This is a genomic window from Acinetobacter sp. AHP123 (assembly GCF_023757925.1).
Classification (GTDB): Bacteria; Pseudomonadota; Gammaproteobacteria; order Pseudomonadales; family Moraxellaceae; genus Acinetobacter; species Acinetobacter oleivorans.
The window spans coordinates 2,750,919-2,777,268 of the sequence record NZ_CP092454.1 but is presented as its reverse complement, the minus strand read 5'-3'; the positions used below and the strand labels follow the sequence as shown (position 1 = coordinate 2,777,268).

The 26,350-nt window shown below is 39.2% G+C and carries 25 protein-coding genes and 1 riboswitch; of the genes, 5 read left to right on the top strand and 20 right to left on the bottom strand.

All coding sequences use genetic code 11. The features are described from left to right. Positions 1–11: 11 nt before the first annotated feature. The 7 genes from MJX77_RS13215 to galE all read right to left on the bottom strand — a co-directional run bounded on the left by MJX77_RS13215 (position 12) and on the right by galE (position 7,021). The gene (locus MJX77_RS13215; RefSeq protein WP_144734658.1) at positions 12–1,256 is read right to left on the bottom strand and encodes a D-amino acid dehydrogenase; all 1,245 of its coding nucleotides are present in this window, start codon (positions 1,254–1,256) and stop codon (positions 12–14) included. Between the two features lie 175 nt (positions 1,257–1,431). Continuing rightward, a riboswitch (glycine riboswitch) is annotated at positions 1,432–1,519 on the bottom strand. A gap of 150 nt (positions 1,520–1,669) precedes the next feature. Then, entirely contained in the window at positions 1,670–2,161 is a 492-nt protein-coding gene (locus tag MJX77_RS13210) for a hypothetical protein (protein WP_004791829.1), read from the bottom strand. A gap of 323 nt (positions 2,162–2,484) precedes the next feature. Further along, the gene (locus MJX77_RS13205; protein WP_252059324.1) at positions 2,485–3,036 is read right to left on the bottom strand and encodes a cysteine hydrolase family protein; all 552 of its coding nucleotides are present in this window, start codon (positions 3,034–3,036) and stop codon (positions 2,485–2,487) included. Between the two features lie 298 nt (positions 3,037–3,334). Further along, on the bottom strand, positions 3,335–3,565 hold the full coding sequence (locus MJX77_RS13200) for a hypothetical protein (RefSeq protein ID WP_004791826.1): 231 nt from the start codon (positions 3,563–3,565) through the stop codon (positions 3,335–3,337). Positions 3,566–3,982: 417 nt separating this feature from the next. Continuing rightward, the gene (locus MJX77_RS13195; RefSeq protein WP_049836896.1) at positions 3,983–4,300 is read right to left on the bottom strand and encodes a hypothetical protein; all 318 of its coding nucleotides are present in this window, start codon (positions 4,298–4,300) and stop codon (positions 3,983–3,985) included. A gap of 202 nt (positions 4,301–4,502) precedes the next feature. Continuing rightward, positions 4,503–5,897, bottom strand: coding sequence for a class II fumarate hydratase (gene fumC / locus MJX77_RS13190; RefSeq protein WP_004791824.1), 1,395 nt, complete (start codon positions 5,895–5,897; stop codon positions 4,503–4,505). A 116-nt stretch (positions 5,898–6,013) separates the two neighbouring features. Beyond that, a complete protein-coding gene (gene galE, locus MJX77_RS13185; RefSeq protein WP_252059323.1) occupies positions 6,014–7,021 on the bottom strand; it encodes a UDP-glucose 4-epimerase GalE in 1,008 nt (335 codons plus the stop codon). A 65-nt stretch (positions 7,022–7,086) separates the two neighbouring features. Here galE and tusD point away from each other — a divergent pair, with 65 nt between their 5' ends. The 4 genes from tusD to MJX77_RS13165 are packed head-to-tail and all read left to right on the top strand — an operon-like array spanning position 7,087 to position 8,482. Further along, positions 7,087–7,455 (top strand): sulfurtransferase complex subunit TusD, encoded by a 369-nt coding sequence (gene tusD / locus MJX77_RS13180; protein WP_004791822.1) that lies wholly within the window; start codon positions 7,087–7,089, stop codon positions 7,453–7,455. Positions 7,456–7,499: 44 nt separating this feature from the next. Further along, positions 7,500–7,850: a hypothetical protein gene (locus MJX77_RS13175; protein ID WP_144734667.1), complete on the top strand. Its 351-nt coding sequence runs from the start codon at positions 7,500–7,502 to the stop codon at positions 7,848–7,850. Positions 7,851–7,867: 17 nt separating this feature from the next. Continuing rightward, positions 7,868–8,152 carry a DsrH/TusB family sulfur relay protein gene (locus MJX77_RS13170; RefSeq protein ID WP_252059322.1) on the top strand — a complete coding sequence of 95 codons (285 nt, stop codon included), beginning with the start codon at positions 7,868–7,870 and terminating at the stop codon, positions 8,150–8,152. Positions 8,153–8,170: 18 nt separating this feature from the next. Beyond that, a complete protein-coding gene (locus MJX77_RS13165; protein WP_009390289.1) occupies positions 8,171–8,482 on the top strand; it encodes a TusE/DsrC/DsvC family sulfur relay protein in 312 nt (103 codons plus the stop codon). Between the two features lie 2 nt (positions 8,483–8,484). Here the strand turns inward: MJX77_RS13165 and MJX77_RS13160 are convergent, their stop codons facing one another. Then, positions 8,485–9,348: a DMT family transporter gene (locus tag MJX77_RS13160; RefSeq protein ID WP_252059321.1), complete on the bottom strand. Its 864-nt coding sequence runs from the start codon at positions 9,346–9,348 to the stop codon at positions 8,485–8,487. A gap of 123 nt (positions 9,349–9,471) precedes the next feature. Between MJX77_RS13160 and MJX77_RS13155 the strand changes: the two genes are divergently transcribed. Further along, positions 9,472–10,863, top strand: coding sequence for an aminotransferase-like domain-containing protein (locus tag MJX77_RS13155; RefSeq protein ID WP_252059320.1), 1,392 nt, complete (start codon positions 9,472–9,474; stop codon positions 10,861–10,863). A gap of 16 nt (positions 10,864–10,879) precedes the next feature. On the opposite strand, the gene MJX77_RS13150 is transcribed toward MJX77_RS13155, so the two are convergent. From MJX77_RS13150 to MJX77_RS13095, 12 genes are all read right to left on the bottom strand, one after another. Beyond that, positions 10,880–11,362, bottom strand: a complete 483-nt coding sequence (locus MJX77_RS13150; protein ID WP_004791810.1) for a winged helix-turn-helix transcriptional regulator — start codon at positions 11,360–11,362, stop codon at positions 10,880–10,882. A gap of 216 nt (positions 11,363–11,578) precedes the next feature. Beyond that, on the bottom strand, positions 11,579–12,814 hold the full coding sequence (locus MJX77_RS13145) for a molybdopterin molybdotransferase MoeA (protein ID WP_252059319.1): 1,236 nt from the start codon (positions 12,812–12,814) through the stop codon (positions 11,579–11,581). After that, positions 12,814–13,737, bottom strand: coding sequence for a bifunctional molybdenum cofactor biosynthesis protein MoaC/MoaB (gene moaCB, locus MJX77_RS13140; protein ID WP_252059318.1), 924 nt, complete (start codon positions 13,735–13,737; stop codon positions 12,814–12,816). Before moaCB ends, MJX77_RS13145 begins: the two co-directional genes overlap by 1 nt. A gap of 23 nt (positions 13,738–13,760) precedes the next feature. Beyond that, positions 13,761–14,246 (bottom strand): molybdenum cofactor biosynthesis protein MoaE, encoded by a 486-nt coding sequence (locus MJX77_RS13135; RefSeq protein ID WP_252059317.1) that lies wholly within the window; start codon positions 14,244–14,246, stop codon positions 13,761–13,763. Positions 14,247–14,249: 3 nt separating this feature from the next. Further along, a complete protein-coding gene (locus MJX77_RS13130; RefSeq protein ID WP_049836901.1) occupies positions 14,250–14,504 on the bottom strand; it encodes a MoaD/ThiS family protein in 255 nt (84 codons plus the stop codon). After that, positions 14,505–15,545: a GTP 3',8-cyclase MoaA gene (gene moaA / locus MJX77_RS13125; RefSeq protein ID WP_252059316.1), complete on the bottom strand. Its 1,041-nt coding sequence runs from the start codon at positions 15,543–15,545 to the stop codon at positions 14,505–14,507. It lies immediately after the preceding gene. A 227-nt stretch (positions 15,546–15,772) separates the two neighbouring features. Next, positions 15,773–18,046 carry a molybdopterin-dependent oxidoreductase gene (locus MJX77_RS13120; protein WP_252059315.1) on the bottom strand — a complete coding sequence of 758 codons (2,274 nt, stop codon included), beginning with the start codon at positions 18,044–18,046 and terminating at the stop codon, positions 15,773–15,775. A 149-nt stretch (positions 18,047–18,195) separates the two neighbouring features. Continuing rightward, entirely contained in the window at positions 18,196–18,825 is a 630-nt protein-coding gene (mobA, locus tag MJX77_RS13115; protein WP_252059314.1) for a molybdenum cofactor guanylyltransferase, read from the bottom strand. Continuing rightward, positions 18,822–21,602, bottom strand: a complete 2,781-nt coding sequence (locus tag MJX77_RS13110) for a nitrate reductase (RefSeq protein ID WP_252059313.1) — start codon at positions 21,600–21,602, stop codon at positions 18,822–18,824. The genes mobA and MJX77_RS13110 overlap by 4 nt, the downstream gene beginning before the upstream one ends. Positions 21,603–21,620: 18 nt before the next feature. Continuing rightward, positions 21,621–23,243 carry a nitrite reductase small subunit NirD gene (gene nirD / locus MJX77_RS13105; RefSeq protein WP_252059312.1) on the bottom strand — a complete coding sequence of 541 codons (1,623 nt, stop codon included), beginning with the start codon at positions 23,241–23,243 and terminating at the stop codon, positions 21,621–21,623. 12 nt (positions 23,244–23,255) lie between these two features. Next, positions 23,256–25,802: a nitrite reductase large subunit NirB gene (gene nirB, locus MJX77_RS13100; RefSeq protein WP_252059311.1), complete on the bottom strand. Its 2,547-nt coding sequence runs from the start codon at positions 25,800–25,802 to the stop codon at positions 23,256–23,258. A gap of 11 nt (positions 25,803–25,813) precedes the next feature. Then, positions 25,814–26,155, bottom strand: a complete 342-nt coding sequence (locus MJX77_RS13095) for a hypothetical protein (RefSeq protein ID WP_252059310.1) — start codon at positions 26,153–26,155, stop codon at positions 25,814–25,816. Positions 26,156–26,350 lie beyond the last annotated feature (195 nt).

The following is a 26,350-nucleotide window of genomic DNA, read 5'->3' as shown; positions in this document are numbered from 1 at the left end:
TTTTTTACTTTCTAGATCGGATATTTTTGAGCAATATCCTGACCCACTAAAACCGCTGTTGCCGCAGACAAAGTCCAGCCTAAATGCCCATGTCCTGTATTGTAAAAAATACGAGGCTGTTTAGACTGCTTCACCACAGGCAGCATATTAGGCATCATCGGTCTTAGCCCAGCCCAAGGTACCACGTGCTCAGTTGAAATATCAAAGTTACGGTTTACCCAATTTACCAAAGGTTGAATACGATCAGCCCGTATATCGCGGTTGTAACCATTAAATTCAGCAGTTCCCGCCACGCGCAACCGATCTTTACCTAAACGAGAAGTCACAATTTTAGCGCTCTCATCTAGTAAACTAACCCACGGCGCATTCTTTACACTTTGCTCATCTTTCAATTGCACAGTAATTGAATAACCTTTTACTGGGTAGACATTTACTCGCTCTCCAATCATATCGGCGAGTTGATAACTTCCTACACCACCGCAAACTACAAGAACATCACCTTCGATTTGGATGCTATCGGATTCAACAAGATAAGGATGCTCTGCACTTGGCTGACAGCTTACGATCACTTTGTCTGGATGACACTTAATATCTGTAACTTCCAAGCCAAATTTATACTCAACACCGTATTGTTTAGTCTTTTCAGCCAAAGAGGTTGAATATTTATGAATATCCCCCGTTGCATCGCTTGGTGTGTAATAACCACCAAAATATTCACCTGTTAATGATGGTTCTATGGTTTTCATCTCATCAGGTGAAACCGAATAGCGCTCTAATGTACCTTTGTTCAGTACATTGTTCACTTGTTTAGCAATCTCGTAGTCAGCCTTACTATGATACATATGGAGAATTCCACGTTTCTCCAAATCAAACTCGAGCTGCTCTTTTTCAGCAACCTCAAATAAACGCTTACGAGCAAGTAATGCCAAACGGACCGTCTCAATCGTGTTTGCTTCATAGTTTTTAATATGGGATAAAAACTCAACTAGCCAGCTATATTTATGCAAACTAAATGAAGGATTCAGCAGTAGCGGTGCGTCTTTTTGTCTCATCCACTTAAAGCCTTTAACTACAGTGGCTTTTTGGTTCCATACTTCGGCATTACAAGCCGATAATTGCCCTCCATTGGCAAATGATGTTTCCATTGCAGGATATAGATGTCGATCAATCACTGTGACTTGATAACCCAGTTGCGATAATTCATAAGCAGAGGTAACCCCTGTGATTCCCGCACCTATCACAATAACATGTGGCATAACAGACTCCTCAGAAATGTAAAACATTTCATCAGTACAGCCCATCTGTCATTGGTACCTGAGAGTTTCGACCCCAACGTTACCTTTTAACGTTTAGATCTTCCCCTTCGGTGAGTTTATAATTTATAAGTTATTATTTTCAATTCTTATAAATCTAAGCTTCTCTCCAGATTTTTTAATTATTACAGTCCTTCTGCCTGAGAGTTTCCGGGCTTGTTGCTCCTTCGGCGGGTTCTTTCGAACCTCTCTCCCGCAATAATTTTGTATTTATATAAGCAATGTATCTGCCACTTTAGAAAAAACGCATTCTTTTCTTGTAAACTTTTGTACCAGTAATTATCAGGTTATAAATCATTAATTTAATTATAAAAATAAAAAAGGTGAATTTTTATAAATTCACCTTTTGTGTTTAATTAGAATTTTCCATTGAGCACTGGGTCTGAGACTGTACCCTTCCATTGCTCACGCAAGGTTGGTAAATAAAATTTCTCACCAATAGTGACCAATTCCGCATCAATTAATGCGTGAACTTCGTGCATAAAAATATAATCAAGTGCAACCAAAGAGAGCTGATGATTTTTTTGTGCTGTTTTCTTACGTTTCGCTTGAGCTTGTTTTACTAACTCATTCGCAAAGTTTTTATCTTTATAAGCCGTAATTGCATTTAAACGGAGTTCAATAACACCCCATCCAGCCAAGAGCTTTTTAAAGACATCAAAATCTTCTGAAGTTGATTCCCATGTTACATTTTCTAAATCATTATCATCAGGTAAAACTGGTAATAACAGGTCACCTGTACTTGGGAAAATCTTTTTAAGATTTAACAGAAACTTAACAGGCTGATCACCGGGATAATCATTAAATTGCACATGTTGTTGGGTATCTGTTAAATAAATAGAGAGCATTCAAAAATCCTTAGCTAAGCTTCTGTTTTCAATTATTTTATTTTCAATCTTGCAAAATAAATGCAAAACAAAAACAATATAAAAACAGGACAAGGTGGGCATTTTAACAATTATGACAGCTTATTCAACGCTAATTCGCCATTAATTAGTGAAACTTATACCCTCTTGATAAAAAGCCCTCCGAAAAGAGCTCTTTGTTGATACAAGTTCAATTCTTGCTACAGCTAAAAACAGAGCAACCACTAGTCATCAAAAGATTTTCTTATGTTTTAGTGATACAGCTAATAAGACTTTTTGAATAAAGTTGTTGCCTTATTTCTAAATTAAATTTGAGAAATGAACTCTTCTGTCGTTTTTAATTTAGCAAAAGCATTACTTAAAATTTGGTTATGATGATCAATTGCTTGCTGAGCATTTAAAGTTACTGAATCAGTTGTTGTATGTGCATCTGAAATTAATATCAATTTATATCCATACTCAGAAGCAGCCCTAACCGTAGTATCAATGCAATACTCAGTTTTCATGCCAGTAATGATGATTTCATCAACACCAAGCTTCTCTAGCACTTCTTTTAAAACAGTATCTTTAAATCCACTAGGATACTTTTTTTCAATGACTATATCTTTATCTAGATTAAGAGCTAACTCTGTGATTAGCTGAGTATTCGGTCCACTCGGATCTAATGGGGTGCCTTTCTCACCAACATGCCGAATAAAGATAATTGGTCTGTCATTCAAGCGGTAATATTCAATAAGACTAAGAATATTTGAAAGTACGAGTTGAGCATTATGTGGCTTAGACTGGCTGTTAAATAGCCCATTTTGCATATCAATAACCAGTAAAGCCGATTTTGAATTGCTATTGAGTTTTTCCATAATTTCTCTCTGTAAGAACCAATAATGAACAGAGAAAAATTAACCCAGCCATTATTGGCTGGGTTTAGTTATCTTATTAAGTCACTTTAATAAAAATCACACACAGCCTTCTTTAGAGGTCGTGGTGGTGGTGATTTTATTCAATAAACAGTTCATTTGTTTTAACTGCCCAAAATTAAAGCTTGAATAACCATACCATAGCTTTTTCAATAAAAATAAAAATTTTTAATTTTTATTGTATGAAATATCTTTTAAGCATACCTAGTTCTTAAAGAAATAATTCATCATAAAAACTAATTTATTTAACTGAAAGTAAGTATTCATATGCTGTTTTTTCATTACTCTCTAATTTAATGACTGCATCAGTTTCATCATTCAAAGTAAGGTTAAATACCTTCTCACCATCATAAGAAATTTGATGACCCATACGAAATTCTGAATCAATTGACTCAAGAATAATAAAATTTCCTTCGATATTCGAAGCGATATAGTAAGTGTTGTTCCGATGAACATATCTAATTGTGTACATCAATATTTAAATTCCATCTAAAAAATTATGTTTTTTCTTAATTAATAAAAAAGGCTGCTTCCTCTTTTCACCCAAAAATAAGCCTAACGAAAAAGTTGCTTAAAACTAGAATTGGAAAGATGCATACAGTCACTTTCCAATTTGATAACACCTAAACTCCATCAATATAAATCGAATTAAAAATAAAATAATTCAAATATTTAAAACTAAAAAACATATAAATTTATGCTAGTTTGAAAAGATCTACCCCTTCTTTTGATTTCTAACACCAATCAGTCAGCGCTAAACTTATATACAGATATTACAGAAATACTTAATAATAAAAAACCCCGCCATTAGTCGATAGTTAGTCGGGTTTCATGTACTGCCCTATGTCTAACAAAATTAACTCTCGAATGGAGTTAACTACTATTTAAATTAATCTTTACACTTAACTTTCAGAACGGCTGCTTTGGTATTCACTGGAATAAGCATTCCTGAATTATAAACAGTATGATGATTTACGATTTTGTTATTACTATCCAACTCATCAAAACCCTTATCTTTACATATTTCTTCTGCTTTACTGATTAACTTTGCCCTCAAGGCTTCTCTTGAACCAAATGCATTACTTTGAGCATGAAGTTGATAAACCCCAGGATTCACCTCAGCTACAGTAGGTGGAAACATTTGTAGACAACCCGACAAGGTACAAGCTATTACTGCTAAAACAGCTATTGATTTAATCTTTTTCATTTATTTGAACTTAAAATAAAATAACGTAGCCAAAATAAAGTTTAGATATGACATTTATATTTCAAAGTATAAAAAAGCCCACTTTTTCAAGCAGGCCTTCCCCTTATGATTTTTTGCGCTGATCATTCAGGACTTTTGTTGTACTTAGCAACTCGCGGATATTACAGAAGTATTTAAGAATAAAAAAGCCCATTAGGAGAGATTATTTACTATTTGGTGAAACCATTTTTTCAGGTTTAACCACTTCATCAAATTGCTCTGCTGTAACTAAACCAAGCTCAACAGCAACCTGCTTCAAAGTTTTATTTTCCTTATAGGCAGTCTTGGCAACTTTTGCAGAATTTTCATAACCAATCACTGGGTTTAAAGCAGTGACCAACATGAGAGAGTTATGTAAGAAGTGATCAATTTTATCCTGATTAGGTTCAATTCCTACCGCACAGTGATCATTAAAACTATTACATGCATCACCCAGCAATTGAATAGACTGCAATAAGTTATAAGCAATCACAGGCATAAATACGTTTAATTCAAAGTTACCTGAAGCACCAGCCACATTAATGGTCGTATCATTTCCAAGCACTTGCGCAACAACCATGGTCATTGCTTCACTTTGTGTTGGGTTTACTTTACCCGGCATAATGCTTGAACCAGGTTCATTTTCTGGAATACGGATTTCACCGAAACCACAACGTGGACCACTGGCCAACCAACGAATATCATTCGCAATTTTATTTAAGCTAACTGCAAGCGTTTTTAATGCACCAGAAGCAAAAACAGCAGCATCACGTCCTGCAAGTGCTTCAAATTTGTTTGGAGCAGTCACAAATGGTAAACCTGTAAGCAAAGCAAGTTGAGCAGCCGCTTTCACTGCATAGTCAGGATGTGCATTTAACCCTGTACCTACCGCAGTACCACCCAATGGTAATTCATATAAACCTGTCAATGCCTGTTGCAAACGAACTAATCCATGCTCAAGCTGAGACACATAGCCACTAAATTCTTGACCTAGTGTTAATGGAGTTGCATCTTGTAAATGGGTACGACCAATTTTAACAATAGACTGAAACTCATCTGATTTTTTTTGCAAAGTCGCTTTAAGCTGTTCTACCGCAGGAATAAGCAATTCATTAATTTGCAAACTTGCTGCTACGTGAATAGCGGTTGGAAATGAATCGTTCGTTGATTGAGCACGGTTGACATGATCATTTGGATGTACAGGTTTTTGCGCACCCAATGCTTGACCTAATTTTTGGTTAGCAATATTGGCAATCACTTCATTACAGTTCATGTTACTTTGCGTACCAGAACCTGTCTGCCAGACCACTAAAGGAAACTGTGAATCCCATTTACCATCAATGACTTCTTCAGCCGCGCCCACAATATATTGGCTCAAATCTTGTGGTAACTGTTCAAGTTCAGCATTAGTTATTGCAGCAGCCTTTTTCACCAGCCCCATTGCTCGAATCATGGCACGGGGTAATCGTTCTTGCCCGATTTTAAAGTTCTGTAAGCTGCGTTGAGTCTGCGCCCCCCACAATGCTTCATTTGGAACTTCAATCTCACCCATAGTGTCATGTTCAATTCGTGTTTGCATAGAAACCTCAGTTGTCTGGTTAAAGAACTTACGGGCTGAAGCAATTATTTGCTCTGGCTAGTTAATTTTTAGTATCGTACTCAAGCATTCCATTACTGTAAATAAGAATCATTATCTTATCTTCCATTTAATGTATTTTGATAAAAACGCCATTCATCTTCAATCATTTTTTTTAACGGACGTTTAGGTGTCCAATTCAATAATGTTTTTGCTTTCGTTATGTCTGCTGCAACCTGACTTAATTCAACATGTTTGTAAATCGCAGGTTGAGTCAGAATTTCAGATTGCGTTACCTGTGAAATTTCATCTAGTAATTGACGCACAGAGTGAACTTGGTCATGGGCAATATTAAATGCCTCACAACAATGTGTTTGATCACGTAGCCAATGTAAGCTGGCAGTTACAGCTTCACACACATCTAAAACGTGTAGAAAACTGCGTTCAGTTGTATGGTCCGATGTTTCAGCTTGATCTTGTAATTCAATCAAATCACGTTGCATTGCTGCGACTTGCATGGCAAGCGGTACAATATTTTTAGGAAGCTGTGCGACATACTCTCCGAGCACCCCATGTTCAAATGCACCTACGATATTAGATAAGCGTAAGATCGCAATTTTCCACTCATGATCAATTTTATAAGTATCACGGATAATTTCTTCAATCATCTGTTGAGACTTAATATAGGGATTAGGATAAGCATAATTGAATTCGTCTGTTTCGCTTAATTGCAGACCAGATTTTCCATATGCTGCAAGGCTAGATAAATGAATAAAGTGACGAACACCTGTGCGTTGCATGGCACGTAGTAAACTCATGATGCAACTGACATTATCATTATAATATTCAAGAGGTTTAAGATTAGATTCTTCAATTGATTTAAACCCAGCAGTATGAATAACCGCATCAATTGAATATTGCTCGAAGACCTTATTCAATGCTGGTGTATTACGTACATCAAGTTTAACAAATGGAACGTACATGCCAGAAATAAACTCTAGGCGTTCCAGCGTTTGCAAGGTTGAATTAGCCAAATTATCGACAATTACCACTTCTTGACCCTGAGCCATGAGACTCAACGCAATATGTGAACCGATAAAGCCTAAACCACCTGTCACTAAAATCATTGTATACTTACCTTTCTCTTAATGCATCTACGCCCATTTAGACGTATGACCATAGTGAATTCTCAATGAGTACATTACTACTAATTACCTCTGCTCCTACTTCCATTCATGCTTGGCATGCTTTAGGACTTGCTCAGGCACTCAAAAGTAAAAATGAAGACTTTCGTGTATTCTTTTACCAAGATGGCGTGCAGGTTGCTAATGATTTTCAATGGGTTCCTGACGACCAGCGTAATTTAACGCATGAATGGCAAAAGCTTGCGATTCGACTTCCTGTATGTGTGAGTGCTGCCCTCGCTCGTGGTATTACCGATGCAGAAAATGCCAGTCGCCATCACCTTACTCATCACAACCTTGCCAAAGACTTTCAACTGGTCGGGTTAGGTGAACTTGCTGATGCGGTACAGTCAGCATCTCGTCTTATTCAATTTTAAGTTACTTTGTTTGCTTAGATTGTTGCTTTTAAAAGGTATATTGTGTGAAATCTGTACTCGTCATTTTAAGCCAAGCCAACTTAACCAGTCTGCAAATCAATGAAAGCCTTTCTGCTACTATGGTTTTAGCAACCTTTGGCTCACCAGTCAAAGTATTATTGAAAGATGCTGCGCTTAGCCTTTTACAAAATGACTTAAGCTTTAGCCAACTTCATCATGCTTTCAAAGTCGCATCAAATATGGTCGAAAGCTTTGAATTTTATGATTTAAGCCCAATTTTGATCGAAAGCAAAAATCAGCAAAATCCTTTTGTTCAGCAAACAGAACAAGAGCTCGAATTCATTGAGTTAAATAATGAGTTCGTTCAGTCTTTTGACCATGTCTTATATTGGTAGATGAAGGTGTAATTTTAATGAATCCATCAACACTTTATCTCGTGCAATCTACTTATCACAATACACCGAATGTTATTGATGAATTAGGTAACCTTTATCAAAAAGGTGACCAGATTATTTTTATGGGTGATTCTGTTGCACGACTTTCAGCTGAAATGATTCAAGGATTTGAAATTGTTTCATGCTTAAGCATCGAAAAAGATTTAATCGATACGCATACTTTAACTCAGATAAATGTATTGGACTATGATCAATTTGCAGATCTTGTTTTAACATTTAATCGCTGTATTTCTTTTAAATAATATATTTAGGCTGGTTTCATGAATTTAGAATTAGACCAAGATGGTCATTTGGTTGATTATACAATCTGGAATCCTGAAGTTGCACAAGAGCTTGCCAAGTCACTTGATATTGAATTGACCGAGTGGCATTTCGAAGTTTTAACTGCTGTACGTCAGTTTTATCAACAGTTTGGGCACTCTCCTGCAACTCGCCCGCTCATTAAATTTTTAATGAAAACGGTAAGTCCAGAGATTAATAATGCTGTTTTACAGCAACAATTTAATACTGGTTTAGTTGCCCGTCATTTGAGTCGTTTGGCAGGTGTTCCTAAACCAGCAAATTGTTTATAAAGTTAAGTAAACTTTTTAGCAGCAGCGACACATAAAATAGTTGCTGCTGTGACCACTAACATTGACCAGCTCACATGTTCGTGCAATAAAGCCGCTGCAATACCTAGCCCCATTAAAGGCTGTAAAAGTTGTAGTTGGCTTATAGCAGCAATACCGCCTTGTGCCAGTCCTTTGTACCAAAAGAAAAAGCCAATGAGCATACTAAACAAAGACACATAAATAAGACCGACTAGAGCTGATGTAGACACACTTTGGAATGAAGCTGGCATATAGAAAATAGTAAGCAACAACATAAAAGGTAAAGACAAAATAAGTGCCCAACAAATGACTTGCCACCCGCCTATTTTTCTTGAAAGTACACCGCCTTCTGCATAGCCAAACCCACAAAAAATAATCGCCATCAACATATAAAAGTCCCCTATTCCAAGAGATGCATCACCAGAAAGGAAGAACATATAGGCAAAAACAACAGCACTCCCTAATACTGCAAATATCCAGAAAAAATGATTCGGTTTTTCTCCGCCTCTGAGTACAGCAAATATTGCAGTTGCAAGCGGCAAAAGACTAACGAATACAATTGAATGGGCTGCATTCATATATTGCAAAGCAAGTGCTGTAAACAACGGAAAACCGATCACAACTCCTAAAGCAACAATGGCTAGAGGCCACCAATCTTGTTTGGCTGGCTTTTTTTGTTTTAAAACCAATATAAGAATAAGCCCTAAAATACCTGCTATCGCAGCTCGTGCTGCTGTTAAAAAACCGGGTTCAAACCCCATTACCGCTACACGTGTTGCTGGTAGTGACCCTGCAAAAATAGCCACGCCAATAAAACCATTCACCCAGCCATTCATAAACCTATTCATAATTTTCTCCGTCACTATACGAAGAATTTAAGCTGTGCTAAGGTGATTAAACCAGATACAAAGCAGTACAATTTAAAAGAACTGTTATGTATCAACAACCAGTACAGTTGGGATTTTAAGCGCGTGAATCAGAGCAAAACAAAAATTGAAATTGTCATTTCAGAGATTGAGCGACAAATAAAAAATCGATCTTTATTGCCCGGAGCACGCTTGCCTTCTGTTCGTAAGTTAGCAAATGATCTGGGATTTTCAGTATCCACTGTTGTAGAGGCGTATGAAAGATTAATTGCTTTAGGCAAAATCGAATCAAGAACTGGATCTGGTTTTTATATCGTTGGTCCGCTCGCACCTTTAGCTTTAAGTGAATTAGGCCCTAAATTAGATCGTTCAGTTGATCCATTATGGATTTCACGTCAATCTTTGGAAGCGAAAGCAGATGTTTTTAAGCCTGGTTGCGGTTGGCTACCCGATGACTGGATGCCATTAGACAGTATTCGTAAAGCTTTAAGGACCGCCGCGAAAAGCCCAGATGATTGTTTAATGGGTTATTCAACACCATTGGGATTACCAGCTTTACGTGATTTACTGGCAAGGCGCGCTCAAGCAAAAGGGATAGAGGCGAATCTAAACCAAGTACTTTTAACTGATTCGGGTACTCAAGCGATTGATTTGGTTTGCCGATTTTTACTAAAGCCCGATGATGTCGTTTTGATTGATGATCCTTGTTATTTCAACTTTCATGCATTACTTAAAGTCCATCAAGTCAAAGTTATTGGTATTCCCTACACACCGACAGGCCCTGACTTAGAGGCATTTAAAGAAGCAATTGAGACTTACAATCCACGTCTTTATATCACCAACTCAGGAATTCACAATCCAACTGGAGCAGTACTTTCTCTTTCTACAGCACATCAACTATTAAAACTGATTGAGCAATCCAATTTGATTGTTGTGGAAGATGATATTTTTTCAGATTTTGAATATAACGCTGCTCCTCGGCTTGCTGCTTTGGATAATCTGTCACGTGTAATTTTCATTGGAAGTTTTTCTAAAACCTTATCAGCATCTATTCGCTGTGGTTATATCATTGCAAAACCTGAATGGATTGATCAGCTCACTGACCTGAAAATTGCCACAAGCTTTTCTCACAATGGCGTGTCTGCTGAAGTTTTATTAAGTGCTTTAACTGATGGATCTTTTCGTAAACATATAGAATTATTAAAAGTTCGTTTAGCAAAAGCGATGCACGATACCATTACCAAACTAGAACCTTTGGGCATAAAGCCATGGATTAAGCCTCAAGCTGGAATTTTTGTTTGGTGTCATTTGCCAGAGGGTGTTGAAGCTTCAAAAATTGCAAAATATTGTATTAATCATCAAGTTATTCTTGCACCAGGAAATGCGTTTAGCCAAGCTTCCAATGCTGGTCAATTCATACGTTTTAATGTAACACAGTCAAATCATGACCACATTTATAAGACTCTAGCTGATGCTATTCAACAAGAGTCTTCATAATTTATAGAAAGAAAAATTAAGCTTGTTTCTGTTTTTGTTCAATATATGCAAAATAGCCTGGTCCAGCTGAAACTTGCACTTGTTTGGCATGTAAAGGTTCATGGCAAACTGAACATACCATGACTGGTTCGAACTTATGGCCACAAGTTTTATGACGATACTCTAAAGGTTTACCTAAACCTTGATCCATCCATTTATCTGCCCAATTCGCCATCGATAAAATAATTGGATAAAGTTCAAAACCCTTATCAGTGAGGCGATATTCAAAGCGTTCTTGACGATCAAAATAAGGAGCTTTGGCCAAAATTTCATATTCAACTAAACGCTTTAAACGATCCGAAAGGACATGACGAGTTACACCTAATGATTTTTGAAAATCGTCAAAACGGCGTATTCCCATAAAAGCATTACGTAATATTAGCATCGTCCATCGATCGCCAATCACTGATAGCATACGAGCAACCGAACAAGGTTGATCACCGATGTCATCCCATTTCATCTTTATGCGTTCCTCGATATTTCCTAGCCTAACGGCCCTATTGTTTATACCCTAAACCACTTACCACGAGTTATGCAAGATTCATTATAAAAATAACTTCTTATCAACTTTATAAAAGAATTTTTATTATAAAAAAAAGTAAGCTATTATATAAATTCGCTTAACAAATATAACTCACCCAATTGTAAAGTGAGTTATATCTATTATTACTCATCATTAATTTGAGATGAATACACCCTTCAAAATATGACCTGCTTCTAGTTTCACACTTGCTGGAATTCGTACCAGACAATTGGCCTGCATTAAATTACTGAGCATGTGTGATTGCTGTTTTGCCAGACTTTTAACTTTAAGTTGTCCATTGTCAAAATAAGCATGCATTCTTAGAAAACGTTCACGCGCATCTTCTTTTAAATCATGATCTAAAATTGCACTAAACCACTCCGGCCCTGCTTGATTTCCCTGCAAAGTGTCGAGCAATGCTTTCCCATAAACTTGCATTGATACATAGACCGCAGCGGGATTACCCGGTAACCCCAGCAAATAACAACACTGATCTTTTTCCGTGTGAGAATATTCAGCAAAAAAGAGTGGCTTACCCGGCTTTTGTTTTACTTTCCAAAAGATCTGTTCAAACCCAACTTCGAAAGCGCATGGCCGAACAAAGTCATAATCACCTACGGACACTCCGCCTGTGGTTATGATGACATCATGACTATCTTTTAACTCATTAAAGTAATGCGTGACTTGCTCTGCCTCATCTGCCACATGAATGAGTTCAATCTCTAAGCCATAATCTTCAAACCAAGCTTTTAGTAATGGACCATTTGCATCAAAGATTTTGCCTTCTGCAAGATCTTCTGCTTTTTCAGCAACTTCATCACCCGTGACTAAAACAGCAACTTTCGGCGCACGGTAAACGTCAACCGTTTGTACACCCGCCATACTTAAGGCAGCCAAGCTTCCAATATTTAGAAACTGCCCAACTTGTGCAAGCAACTGCCCGTTCTGGATTTCTTCACCCGTAAAACGAATATCAGCTTGAGGGCGAATATGTTCAGTTAACGAAATTTCTTGTGCTGACACGACCTCTACGATTTCTTGCCTCGCAACATGCGTTGTGCCTTCAGGGGTTTTGCCGCCAGTAAATATACGAATTGCCTGTCCTTCACTCAGAATGTCATGACTTTCGCTTCCGGCGCGAATCTCGCCAGTAACCTGAAACTTTTGAGTGTTTAAATCTTCTGCGTGGCTACAAAGTGCGTAACCATCTACAGCACTTTGAGAGAAGCTTGGCAAATTAATTTCTGAATAAATTTCTTTAGCAAGATATCTACTTAGGCTATTTTGAAGAACTTGCTGAATTGAGCCTAATTTTTTAGGTCGGTTACTAATCAGCTCAATTGCTTCATCCACGCTAATCAACCCACGTTCTGCACCACAACCTGACATTATTCATAGCCTCCCGGATGTGGTAAATCACGGCAAACTTCAAAGATATGGACTAAGGCAGGTAAAATAGCAGCCATTGATTCACTTGCTCCACCACGGCTTCCTGGTAAAGTCACCACTAAAGACCGATCAATAAAACCTGCTACTCCACGCGACATTGCAGCATATGGCGTGCGTTTTTGCCCAAATGAACGCGCAGCTTCCATTAACCCATCTAGCTTACGTTCAAGAAGTGGCTCTAGCGTATCAACCGTAATATCACGCTTACCAATTCCCGTACCACCGACGGTCATAATGCAAGCATATGATTTGCTCAGCTCAAGCACTAAGTTTTTTAAAGTATCCGCTTCATCTGGCAAAATCTGGTAGTGAATCGGATCGAATCCTGCCTCAGTTAAAGTTTCAACCACAGATTTTCCGGCAGTATCGGGCTTTCTGCCAGCTGCCACGGTATCGGACAGCACAATAACAGCAGCTGAAACAGGCTGACGAAGAACTCGCTTAAAATGTGATTTTCCACCTTTTTTCTTAAGCAATTTACATTGATCCATCCAGAGCTCTTCTGGTTCACAATGTGGCTTTAACATGTCGTAAATGGTTAAGCCTGCAAGACTTGCAGCCGTTAAGGCTTCCATTTCTACGCCAGTTGGACCAATGGTTTCGACCACGGTAATAATCTTTACAAAATCATGTTCTAATTCATATTCAACATCTGCACGATAAATCGGCAATGGATGGCACAAAGGAATCAGCTCATCAGTTCGTTTTGCTGCCAAAATTCCTGCAACACGTGCAGTTTTTAATGCATCGCCCTTTTCCGTGTTTCCTTGTCTTAATAACTCAATACAGTGTGGTGGTGCATATAAAATTGCTTGTGCTTCGGCAACACGATAACTTTCCGGCTTCATTCCTACATTTTTCATTATTTATCCTAGTCTTGCTTATTTCAGTGTGAGTGTTCATGGCCGGTATGATGGTGATGCTTGTGCTCTTGCTGTGCGTCCTTACGAATACAGCAGCCTTCTACATAGTGACTTGTACCATCTGTAAAGAACTCTTCTTTAAACACAGGCACTTCATGCTTTACCCGCTCAACCGCTTCTTCGCATGCTTGAAAAGCTTCACGGCGATGGGCTGCATAAGCAATTGCAATGATTGCTGTTTCACCCACATCTAGATATCCAATCCGATGAACCACTCGCACATAAGATACCTGATACTTTTTCTCAATTTCCAGTTCAATTTCACGTATCATTTTTTCAGAAAGCGGTTTATACGAGGTATATTTCAGTGCTTTAACAGCTTTACCTTCGTGGTGATTACGAACAGTACCCATAAAAATATCGATTCCACCGCATTCAGGAAATGATTCAATAGGATCAAAGGTATCAAGGCTTAAAGCCTGCTCTTGTATACGTGCAAAATCTCGCATGGCTCATCCTCCTGCAACTGGTGATAATAAAACCAAAGTACATGGCTGACTTAAAGCTGATTGCCTTGTTATGACATTATCGCCAATAGCGCATGCACATTTTTCCATGGCCTGTGTACATTCCGGATGCAATGAAACAATTTCATCTAAGACATCTTTAACTAAAATATCGGTGGGGAAAACTAACGAAAGATTTTGTGGAAGCAATTTTTCAATTGCACCAAATGATTCGATTTTAATTTGGATAGATTGCTGCATTTATCCCCCAAGCATATGCATACTGATTTTACGGGTTTGTTGATGTTGTAAGGCATGAAAGCCTTTGGCTTTATTCCAGATATACGGCATAACTTGATCTTTTAAGTGCTGACTATGCAGCACATGATCGGTTGAGTTCTGTGCACGTAATAGTGCTTGAAGCTGCGGCTTAATATTTAAACCCTGCTGAGCAAAGAGACAGTTATATAGCTCACCTTTTGCGGTAAGTCGTATGCGGTCACATTGGTGGCAAAATGAGTGAGTAATGGTGGAAATGATGCCTAGAGCGTAGCTATTGTTAAGCAGATATTGACGCGCTGGCTCATGTTGTTGCTCGATGACTTGTACCGAATAATGCGGTTGCAATGCCTGTAAAATTTCAGCTTCACTCACCACATCTTTATTTGACCAGAGTGCATCACCATCAAGCGGCATAAACTCAATAAAGCGTAGCGGAATATGATTATCAATCGACCACCTCACCATGGGTAAGATTTGATCGTCATTTTTATCTTTCATTAACACGCAGTTTATTTTAAAAGGTAGTCCTGCATCTTTTGCAGCTTGAATACCCTCAAGAACTGGTTCTAATTTTTTCTTGGTGAGTTTTTTAAATTGAATTGAATCAAGACTATCTAAACTAATGTTTAAATCATCTAAACCAGCATCTTTTAACTGCTTAGCGTATTTAGCAAGGTAATGTCCATTGGTGGTCATTGAAATGCGTTTTAGACCTAATGCTTTTAAAGCTTGTAAATCACGAACAAAATGAACAATGCCTTGACGCATTAATGGTTCGCCGCCTGTAATACGGATGCTTTCAATACCTTGTTGCACCATAAAACGACAAAACAGAAAGAGCGCCTCAAAACTAAGCAAGTCTTGTTTATTTAACCATTCAGGATGTTCAGGCATGCAATATACACACTTAAAATTACAGCGATCAGTTACCGAAATTCGTAACTTTCGCTTGATACGCCCATATTGGTCTTGTAGAACAGATGGCGTATTTTCAGAGTGGTATTGTTTCATCTTTTGCACTCGTGTCGAGAACAGTTCAAATATTGCTGGCACTTTTTCTGGGCAATTAAAATAGAAAATTGCTCTTCAATAGTGCTCTGATTTTTATGCAAAATTTGTTCCAATTCTATTCATCATCCATAACTTCTTCGGTTTTTTGATAGACCTTTGGCTGCACCACTTCACTGTAATTTTAAAACTGTATAAAGTTGGTGCAGTATTAATCTCTTATTTGCCTTACATTATTTCTAGCACTTTTCTAAGCGGATGGGTACATATTTATGGTACGGCGTTTTAGATAATGGATCACAATGTTCAGCGGAAATTAGTCGATTCAATTGTGGTCCAATGGGTTCACCACCTTGAAAGCGCATGCCATAACCATGTGGAAGTGAAACCACCCCTTTTCGCATTCCCTCATCAAAATCTACAGTAACCTGAATTTCTCCATGTTGTGAAATACATTTAAGCTGACCTCCTGCATCTACATTTAGGTGCTTTGCATCTTCAGGATGAATTCGTAAAGCCCCTTCAGCATCTACTTTTCGCCAAGCTGGATCACGGTAAATTTGATTGGCGTTATAGCTACGTCGCTCACCTGATAAAAGTATGAATGGAAATTCTTCAACATTAACCTGATGATTTTTTAAATTTGCTAGCTCACTTAACATCTCTGGAATAGCAAGACGTATTTTCTTGTCTTTATAAGCTACCAGTTTCCAGATTTCGTCATATTCATGTTCTGATAACACGACACCTGACCGTTGTTTTAAAATTTGTTCAAATAACCGAACGCCTAAAGTTAAAGGGCTACCTTTGTAACCTGCACGGCGTACAGCTTTGGTGTGTAAAACAGCATATTGAATCGATAGCGGCAATAAAAAAGCAACTGAACCAGCTGATTTTTCTAAGTGTTTACCTAAAGTGCGATAGAGAATTGAGGCTGCAAAAGGAATGTATTTTTTATTTCGTGCAAACGTCAGCCCTAATGCAGACAAGTACGGTAAATAGGCTGTTTTTTTCGAGTCGACTGAAGCTATTTTTTCTAAAATTGGAAAGCGTTTTGGAATCACCTGCATGGCTTCAAGTAATCGTGTATAAATTTCTGCCTCTGGCAAAGTATTCGCTTGAGCGGTCAATACAGGATGACGTAGGTGAAAACCATTTTTAGGAAATTCCAAATTAAAACCAGTAAATTCCCATTTTTCAAACTGGGTATGCGCTGGCAAAATGTAGTCAGCAAGCCTAGCGGTTTCCGTCATGGCAACATCGACCACAACTAACAAATTTAATGATTTAAATGCTTCCTCATAAGCTGGTGTATCTGGATAAGTTAATAACGGATTACAGCTATCTACAAACACAGCACGAATTCGCTTTTCCCCTGCGTTTAAGATTTCATCGGGTAAAATATTAGGCGGAAAGAACCCAGAAATGGGGAACATTTTATGATAAACACTACGTCTATATTTCGGCTTTCTTTCATCTGTATCGCTTAAGATAGGAATAAACATGGTATGTAAATTATTGGTACCCTGCTTTCCAAAGTTTCCAGTCACTAAGTACAGTAATTTTTCTAAATATCCGTTTAATGTCGTATTTAAAGTATGTTGAATACCCAAATCAATCCGAACACAGCCTCTTTTAGCTTTGGCAAAATCTCGAACTACTTGGTAAATCAAGTCGACTGGAACATCTGCTTTGGCAATATAGTCTTCAATCGGCACACGACTAAATGCTGCTTTTATGTCTTCAAAACCTTGTGTGTGCTGCTCAATAAACGCTGCATCATAAAGATTTTCTTTAATAATGATCGCAATCATCGCCGACATTAAAAAAGCATCTGTTCCAGGTTTTAGCTGCACGTGAATGTCTGCTTGTTTGGCTGTTTCGGTAACACGTGGGTCGAACACCACCATAGTTCGATTCGGATCTTTCTTAATATGTTTTAGCGTATCTCTTGCGTTAGGAATGCCATGGGCCTGAAAAGGATTTGTTCCAATGAAAAGTACATAATCTGCGTATTCAACATCTTCTGTGGTATGGCAAGCCTGACTACCGAACAAACGTCCATTGAGCCAAAAATCACCCGTTTTTTCTTGAGCAAGTGAGTTATAAGCATAATAACTTTTCATGGCCAGCAAGAGCTGTCGGCCATACGCTGCACCTAGATGATTGCCTTGACCACCGCCCCCAACAGAAGCAAAAGCAGTCCCACCAAAATTATCTCTAATTTGTACTAATCGATCGGCAATTTCTTGTATCGCCACATCCCAACTAATTTCTTGAAATGAGCCATCTGGCTGGCGTTTTAAAGGCGTAGTCAAACGGTCTGCATGTTTCTGGTAATGCTGTAATCTGGCAGCTTTTTGGCAAATGTAGCCTTGTGAAAATGGATGTTCGGGATCACCTTTAATTTTGAGAAACTGATTATCTTTAATTTCGACACTTAAACCGCAGTTCCTAGAACACAAAATACATGCGGTCACATCTGTTTTATTTTGCTTCAGCGCTTCAACCATGCCCTTTGACTCCCTTTATTTTTATACATTTCAATGTAACGAAATATCAAGTTCCAAAATAGAACTTAAACAATAAATAGTCAACCGCATAAAGATTAAAAAAGTGGTTCACTCGACCAATGTAAATTTTAAATCGCTAATATCCGAAGTTAATTTGCTGTAAAAATTTCTTTAAATGCTTTGATTTGTTTGTATTGCTGAAGCTCATCCAATGAATTAATACTATGAAAAAAAAGGTTCTGTTTTTGAAATATAGCGACTTGCGCATGCAAAAGCTTAAAGCACTCTTTCAAACTTAATCGTTGCTTTTCAATTTGCTCCGTTATGGTGATGAGGCTTTCACGTTTTAATAAACAAAATGGATATAAGGCATCTCCATTAATTGAAACATAGGCTGCCTGAGCCTGTTTATTTTTCCGAAGTGCGCCATGTAATTTGGCAACAACTTGCGTAGGTATATAGGTCACATCACAAGGAATGAACAAAACATAGTCTGCGCTTACATTTGACCATGCACTTTTTATTCCCATCAGTGGACCGAAAAAACCTGCTGCATCGTCTTGATAACATTGAATGTCAGGCACAATACTTTGATAAATTGAATAGTCACGATGACTATTCACCCAAATTTCAGACACGGATGATCTTAATTTCTGATGAATTTTAATGAGTTGAGTTTCACCATCAAATTGCTGTAACAACTTATTTAAACCATTCATACGGCGAGCTTGTCCGCCTGCCAGAATGACTAGATCAGTTACGGGATACCCCTTATTCACACTTCCACCTCCTGTTGGCAAGCTTTAATCAAGCCACGGATTTCAGGTAAACATGAACCACAGTTACCACCTGCTTTTAAACAAGCCGTCACTTGTTTTTCATGAGTAATATTTTGAGTTTTGATTGCATCTATAATTTTGTTCTTACCTACTTTAAAACAACTACAGACTAAAGGTCCGTCATTATTTGTAGCAGACATTGGCATGCCAGCCAGTAATGCTTTTCGGTGTAACGCACTTAAACGCTCGCGTTTAAACAGACTTGCCACCCAATCACGATCTGGCAATAAATCTGGCGGTGCAATATACAGACTTGCAATTACGATGCCATCTTTCAAAACAACGCTATGACTTAATTGTGATGAAATATCTTCAATACTCAGCCATTCAAAAGTTTCATCTGCAAACGGTAAAAAGCTTTTTAAGTTCTTTTGAGTGTCACGAAAAGTTTGACGGTCTGCAAGTTCGTAACGGTTGGTTTTCAACATTTTGACCTTGCTCCACCATGCACAGTGATGTAGCGATTCTTGAATATGAGAATCGTATTCTTCACGTACATAAAGCACACCTTGCCAAGTGGTATAGAACGGTTGAATGGTAACAGGCGTATGTTTGAACTCGGGTTCACCTGAAATTGCATCAACTTCTGGATTAACAACTTTACCAATACGGGCATCGGACGCAACTTGTTCAGTCCAGTGAATTGGTGCAAAAATTTGCCCACGACGCACACCCGATGAGAAGGTCACGCGTAGTACACAACTACCCCATTTCGAACGAACTTCTACCAAGCCTTGATCACGTACCCCAAACTTCAAGGCATCACTCGGATGAATCTCGCAAAATGGTTCAGCACGGTGACTGGTCAAATTTGGTGACAAACCTGTACGCGTCATGGTGTGCCATTGGTCACGAATACGTCCTGTATTTAAAATGAGAGGATAGTCTTCTGAAACCGCATGAACTGGATCAATTGCAACAGTTGGAATCAGTTTTGCCTTGGCATTTTTATGACTAAACTGCCCTTTCCCAAACAATTGTTGAACGGCTTTAGCGTCTTGGTTTTTATTCCACACTGGCCATTGCACTGGTTGTAGAGCATCGTACTCAGCATTACTTAGGTTCATTAAACCTTTTAAGTTGAAATAACGGAACGTATCAGTTTGCTCACGTGTTTCAATGTCCGCGTTATCTTGTGCTGACAAAGCCGCATGTTCATTGAAAATATCAACAGCACTATTAAAGTCAAAACCTTTAAAGCCTAATTTTTTCGCAACTTGACTCACTGACCACCAATCTGCTTTTGCTTCACCTGGTGCAGGTAAAAAAGCACGTTGACGTGAAATACGACGCTCAGAGTTAGTAACGGTTCCGTCTTTTTCACCCCAACCTAAAGCTGGAAGCAAAATATCAGCGTACGCCGTAGTATCGGTCTCGGCACAGATATCTGACACAACGACCAATTCGCATTTCTCTAAAGCACGTTTCACCTGATCGGCATCTGGTAAACTTACCACCGGATTGGTTGCCATAATCCAGATGGCTTTAATTTTTCCAGCTTCAACGGCACGGAATAAATCAACTGCTTTTAAACCAGCTTGAGTTGCAATAAATGGGCTGTCCCAAAAGGTTTGCACTACTTTTTGGTGCAAGGGATTATCCAAATCCATATGTGCAGCCAGCATATTGGCTAGGCCACCGACTTCTCGTCCACCCATCGCATTAGGTTGTCCTGTCATTGAAAATGGAGCGGCACCTAGCTTACCAATTTTGCCTGTTAGTAAATGGCAGTTAATAATGCTATTGGCTTTATTGACTCCCTGACTTGATTGATTGACCCCCATTGAAAATAGGGTGATGACTTTTTCAGTGTGTGCAAATTTTTCAAAAAACTGCTGTAATTTATCGAGTGCAATTCCCGTACGCTTTGCCACATATTCAATATCAGTTTCTGACTGACTGCTTGCCAAAACTTCTTGCAAACCTTCAGTATAGGCATCCACAAAGGTCTGATCAGCATGACCCTTTTGATATAGATATTGAAATAAGCCATTAAATAAAGCGACATCTTGGCCGGGTAAAATCGGCAAATGCAAGTCTGCTTGTTCACAGGTACTGGTAAATCGTGGGTCAATCACCACCACAAACATATCTGGATTTTGGCTTTTAGCCTGCATAATCCGCTGATACAGCACAGGATGGCACCATGCGGTATTGGAACCAACCAAAACCACCATGTCTGCATGTTCAAAATCTTCATAACTTGCAGGGACAATATCTTCACCAAAACTACGTTTATGGCCCGCAACTGCAGATGACATGCAAAGGCGTGAGTTGGTATCGATATTTGCAGTACCCAAATAGCCTTTTACAAACTTGTTCACCACATAATAGTCTTCAGTCAAAAGCTGACCTGAAACATAAAATGCAATGCTGTCACGACCATATTGATCGATACAAGATTGGAATTTATCAGCAATTTTATTGATTGCCCCATCCCATGTCGTTACCACCCGATCAGCTTTGCGCCCCATCATTGGTTGTAAAACACGTGTTTCCAATCCCAAAGTATCTGCCAAACGGCTACCTTTAATACATAAGCGTCCAAAGTTGGAAGGATGCTCAGCATCCCCCTCAACTTGTACCAGAGGCCCTTGAGGTTTTTGCTGGACATTTACGCTAACACCACAACCCACCCCACAATATGGACATGTTGTTTTGATTGTTTTTGCAACATGATCGGAGCTATCGACTTCAACGCTTGGAATACTGTTCATAACTGCTCCTTTCCCTATTTAGCCTGCATTTTTTAATGCAAAATCTCGACCAAATAGCAGCTTATTTCTAAATGATGAGACTGGGGTTTGGTCTGCAATTAACTCTGCATACCACATACCATCTTCAGTATCACCGAACAGTACTGCACCGATTACCCGATCACTTTGGATAATAATACGTTTATAAATTTGGCGTTTTTCATCATTCAAGATAATGTCTTCATAATCATCTTTAGGCTCAAAGTTACCCGCAGAGAATACATCGACACCGCTTACTTTTAACTGAGTCGGTACGGTCGGTGCTTTAAAAGTTAAGCTGCCGTGTTCTGCCAAATGTGTCGCACAAATAAATGCTTGACCCCATAATGGTTCAACCAAGCCGAAAGTTTGACCACGGTGTTCAATACACTCACCTACGGCATAAATACTTGGATCAAACGTTTGCATGGTGTCATTCACCAATACGCCACGGTTACAACGTAATCCTGCACTTTGTGCCAAGCTAATATTTGGACGAATACCCACTGCAAATACCACAAGGTCAGCGTCTAAAACGGTGCCATCTTTCAAGCGTATTTGCTTCACATGACCGTTTTCATCACCAATTAACGCTTCTGTATTAGCTTCGGTAATAATGTTAATACCTTTTTGATCAATGCTATGACGCAGTAACTGACTCGCACGGCCATCAAGTTGACGCTCCATAATACGGTCCATCAAATGCAACACAGTCACATTCATACCGCGTTGTTTTAAACCGTACGCCGCTTCTAAACCGAGTAAACCACCACCAATCACGACTGCATTAGTTTTTGAACCGCAGTACTCAATCATGGTGTTAACGTCATAGATATCACGGAAAGTTAACACGCCCTTTAATTCGACACCTTGAACTGGTGGAATAAACGGAGCTGAACCTGTTGCCAGAATTAAACGGTCATAATCAACTGTCTGGCCTTTTTCGGTGTAAACCACTTTACGCGGACGATCAATTTTTACCGCTTTATCGCCTGCAATAAATTTAATGCCTTTATCGTCGTACCACTTTGGTGGATGCAACATAATGTCTTCAATGGTTTTTTCACCCGATAAAACCGGAGACAACATAATACGGTTATAGTTACCCCAAGGTTCTTCACCAATCACCGTAACTTCATAACGGTCTGGTGCCATATCGAGTAAATCTTCTAGGCAACGCATCCCTGCCAAACCATTCCCGATCAACACCAGTTTAAGTTTGTCTTGAGATACACCTGTATTGGTAATATAAGTTTTTTGCGGGACCGCATTGACCCAAACACGGCCATCAACAATTTTGCTCGGATAAACTGAAAGCTTTTGGTCTTTATCCTCTAAACAACGCCCTGTTGCTAAGCTGAAATGTTGTTTATAGATTGGTGATGCAATGACACGCTCGCCTTGTAAATCTCCGATAATCCCACGGCTCATCACATTCGCTTGGCTAAACGGATCTTTATTGCTCAGCACGTAAACACGTTTTTCATGTCCTACACGGAAGATTGCTACCGTTTGTCCACCGACTAGCGCACCCGCGCCAGTATTTGGGGTTAAATCATCGAGTGCGCAAACGTCAATCCACTGATCATCAGGAAGCATATTTTTGTCTTGTACAATATTCATAGAAACTCTCCTTTATGCTTCAACCATTGGAATACGGTCTTCAGAACGTTCAGCTTCGGTTAATGGGCGGATTTGACCACGTTCAGTCGTAAATTGAATGTGTGGATCCGCCTGCTCATTCGCTCCTGCGTTGATATAGGTTTGGAAGCGCTTACGAACTTCAGGATTTTCTACCGCAGTACGCCATTCGTCTTGGTATGTTCCAATGATGTGTTCCATACGGCGCTCAAGCTCAGCAGCTAAACTAAGAGAATCATCAACAACCACAGATTTAAGGTAATCTAGACCACCTTCCATGTTGTCGCGCCATACGCTCGTACGTTGTAAACGGTCTGCGGTTTGAATGTAGAACATATAGAAACGGTCGATATAACGAATCAATGTTGCTTTATCGAGGTCAGAGGCAAGTAACTCTGCATGACGCGGCTTCATACCACCGTTACCACACACATAAAGGTTCCAACCTTTTTCAGTCGCGATAATACCCACGTCTTTACCTTGTGCTTCCGCACACTCACGCGTACAACCAGACACTGCCATTTTTAATTTATGTGGTGAACGTAAACCCTTGTAGCGGTTTTCAAGCTCGATCGCTAAACCAACCGAATTGTCTACCCCGTAACGGCACCATGTGCTACCCACACAAGATTTCACAGTACGCAAAGATTTACCGTAAGCATGACCAGACTCAAAGCCCGCCGCATTTAGCTCTTCCCAAATAAATGGAAGCTCATGAACTTGCGCACCGAACATGTCAACGCGTTGACCACCAGTAATTTTGGTGTACAGGTTATATTTCTTCGCGATTTGACCAATGGCAATCAAACCATCTGGAGTCACTTCACCGCCAGCCATACGTGGTACAACTGAGTAAGAACCATCTTTTTGGATATTCCCCAAGTAGTAGTCGTTACTATCTTGTAGACCTGCATGACTTGGCTCAAGTACGAAATCGTTCCAACAAGAAGCTAAGATATTTGCAGCAGTCGGTTTACAGATGTCACAACCTAAACCATGGCCATGTTGGTGAATCAAATCATCAAAAGTTTTGATTTCATTGACACGAACCAAGTGATGTAATTCTTGACGCGAGTACGGAAAATGTTCGCAAATGTGGTTATTTACAGTCACACCTTGACGTTGTAACTCTGACTTTAAAACTTGAGTCACTAATGGTGCACAACCACCACATGCAGTTGCTGCTTTGGTGCATTTCTTTAATGCACCTAAAGAGGTCGAACCATCGCTAATTGCTTGGCAGATGTCCGCTTTTGATACGTTGTTACACGAACAAATCGTTGCACTGTCAGGTAGTAAATCGACTCCGCTACCACCAGATTTTCCTGCCGACTGCTCAAAGCCTGGCATGATTAAACTTTCAGGCACTTCAGGCAAAGCCAGACCATTTAACATCATTTGTAAAAGGTCGTTGTATTCTTTGGCGTCGCCTACCAAAACTGCGCCAAGCAATTTGGTTTTGTCCGCATTTACCACAATCTTTTTATAAACCAGCGCATGCTCATCTGCATAGAAGTAGCTTAATGCACCCGGAGTCATGGCATGCGCATCACCAACAGAAGCAACATCCACACCCATCAATTTCAACTTGGTGCTCATATCTGCGCCAGCGAAGCAGTTACATTCCTCATCGGAAATGTGTTTTGCTGCAATACGTGCCATGTCATAGCCCGGTGCAACCAAACCATAAATCTTGTTTTGCCAAAGCGCACACTCACCAATGGCATAAATGTTTTGATCTGAAGTTTGGCAGTAATCATTAATCACAATACCGCCACGCTCACCAATCGCAAGCCCACTGTTGCGCGCAAGCTCATCACGTGGGCGAATCCCCGCAGAGAATAAAATCACATCAGTTTCGAGTTCACTACCGTCGGCAAACTTCATCACATGAGTGGTATTTACCCCAGACTCAATAGACTGAGTCGCTTTTTGTGTATGAACTTTTACACCAAGATCTTCGATTTTACGGCGTAAAACTTTACCACCTAAATCATCAATTTGAACGGCCATTAAACGTGGTGCAAACTCAACAACATGTGTTTCCAGTTCTAGGTCGCATAAGGCTTTCGCTGCTTCAAGGCCGAGCAAACCACCACCAATCACCACACCTGTTTTTGCATTGAGACTCGCTGCACGAATCGCGTCTAAGTCTTCAATCGTACGGTAGACAAAACAGTTTTCACGGTCATTACCCGGAATTGGTGGAACGAATGCATAAGAACCTGTTGCCAACACCAATTTGTCATAGCTAATCACATCACCATGGTTGGTTGTGACTGTTTGTGCCGTTGTATCAATTGCAGTTGCTTTTGTATTAAGCCGTAAGTCAATGCCATGAGCATCGGCAAAATCAAAACGTGCTAAAGATAAATCTTTTGCCGATTTCCCAGAGAAATATTCTGTCAAATGTACGCGGTCATACGCGATACGAGGTTCTTCCGCGAGAATCGTGATTTCCAGTTCATCATCTGCTTTTTCTAAAATGGCTTCGATGAATTTGTGGCCCACCATACCATGACCAATCATTACCAATTTCATAGTGTTTCTCCTCAAATCACGTTGCTTTTAAGCTGCGTTATTCCGTTCTCAAATAGACATTGTTCTTTTGCTTTGTGCTCTATCGAGAAATGAATCAAGCTCACAAGGCATGTAGCTGCTTGAAACCAATTTTTTTCACTCGTTAACGACACCCAATGCACAGCAAAATCAAAAAAAGAAATAAAAAAAGCGAGCCCCCTCTTAGAGAAGGCTCGCATCGCTGGAACTGAAAATTTAAATAATCCAGATGTAACTTTTTTATGCAATAAAAATAAAGACATGACCTTCACTCCGACTGAACGTAACTTCTTTGTATGTGCGGTTGCACTCACAAACTCGATCAGAACGGACATCGTTGGCCGTCTTTAAAACTCATGGTCGTCTTCGACCTGTAATTAAGTAAGCACTTTACATGCCAATATTTAAAAAATTTAATCCAACAATACTTTTATATTTAATTTCATATAGATATAAGTTTTTAATAGGTAAATAAAGAATCAAACCTTATTTTGCTTGCTCTATCACTGCACACTCATAGGGTTTAAACA

What these genes read in the sequence shown, in the direction of transcription:
- MJX77_RS13165 (WP_009390289.1), top strand. Translation starts at nt 8,171, where the DNA reads ATGAATTTAGAATTAGACCAAGATGGTCATTTGGTTGATTATACAATC.
- moaCB (WP_252059318.1), bottom strand. Translation starts at nt 13,737, where the DNA reads ATGAAAAATGTAGGAATGAAGCCGGAAAGTTATCGTGTTGCCGAAGCA.
- MJX77_RS13195 (WP_049836896.1), bottom strand. Translation starts at nt 4,300, where the DNA reads ATGAAAAAGATTAAATCAATAGCTGTTTTAGCAGTAATAGCTTGTACC.
- MJX77_RS13160 (WP_252059321.1), bottom strand. Translation starts at nt 9,348, where the DNA reads ATGAATAGGTTTATGAATGGCTGGGTGAATGGTTTTATTGGCGTGGCT.
- MJX77_RS13200 (WP_004791826.1), bottom strand. Translation starts at nt 3,565, where the DNA reads ATGTACACAATTAGATATGTTCATCGGAACAACACTTACTATATCGCT.
- MJX77_RS13120 (WP_252059315.1), bottom strand. Translation starts at nt 18,046, where the DNA reads ATGGTTGAAGCGCTGAAGCAAAATAAAACAGATGTGACCGCATGTATT.
- MJX77_RS13130 (WP_049836901.1), bottom strand. Translation starts at nt 14,504, where the DNA reads ATGCAGCAATCTATCCAAATTAAAATCGAATCATTTGGTGCAATTGAA.
- MJX77_RS13135 (WP_252059317.1), bottom strand. Translation starts at nt 14,246, where the DNA reads ATGCGAGATTTTGCACGTATACAAGAGCAGGCTTTAAGCCTTGATACC.
- MJX77_RS13110 (WP_252059313.1), bottom strand. Translation starts at nt 21,602, where the DNA reads ATGAACAGTATTCCAAGCGTTGAAGTCGATAGCTCCGATCATGTTGCA.
- tusD (WP_004791822.1), top strand. Translation starts at nt 7,087, where the DNA reads ATGAGTACATTACTACTAATTACCTCTGCTCCTACTTCCATTCATGCT.
- MJX77_RS13150 (WP_004791810.1), bottom strand. Translation starts at nt 11,362, where the DNA reads ATGAAATGGGATGACATCGGTGATCAACCTTGTTCGGTTGCTCGTATG.
- nirD (WP_252059312.1), bottom strand. Translation starts at nt 23,243, where the DNA reads ATGAATATTGTACAAGACAAAAATATGCTTCCTGATGATCAGTGGATT.
- MJX77_RS13205 (WP_252059324.1), bottom strand. Translation starts at nt 3,036, where the DNA reads ATGGAAAAACTCAATAGCAATTCAAAATCGGCTTTACTGGTTATTGAT.
- galE (WP_252059323.1), bottom strand. Translation starts at nt 7,021, where the DNA reads ATGATTTTAGTGACAGGTGGTTTAGGCTTTATCGGTTCACATATTGCG.
- MJX77_RS13145 (WP_252059319.1), bottom strand. Translation starts at nt 12,814, where the DNA reads ATGTCAGGTTGTGGTGCAGAACGTGGGTTGATTAGCGTGGATGAAGCA.
- MJX77_RS13215 (WP_144734658.1), bottom strand. Translation starts at nt 1,256, where the DNA reads ATGCCACATGTTATTGTGATAGGTGCGGGAATCACAGGGGTTACCTCT.
- MJX77_RS13210 (WP_004791829.1), bottom strand. Translation starts at nt 2,161, where the DNA reads ATGCTCTCTATTTATTTAACAGATACCCAACAACATGTGCAATTTAAT.
- MJX77_RS13170 (WP_252059322.1), top strand. Translation starts at nt 7,868, where the DNA reads ATGAATCCATCAACACTTTATCTCGTGCAATCTACTTATCACAATACA.
- MJX77_RS13095 (WP_252059310.1), bottom strand. Translation starts at nt 26,155, where the DNA reads ATGTCCGTTCTGATCGAGTTTGTGAGTGCAACCGCACATACAAAGAAG.
- nirB (WP_252059311.1), bottom strand. Translation starts at nt 25,802, where the DNA reads ATGAAATTGGTAATGATTGGTCATGGTATGGTGGGCCACAAATTCATC.
- fumC (WP_004791824.1), bottom strand. Translation starts at nt 5,897, where the DNA reads ATGCAAACACGAATTGAACATGACACTATGGGTGAGATTGAAGTTCCA.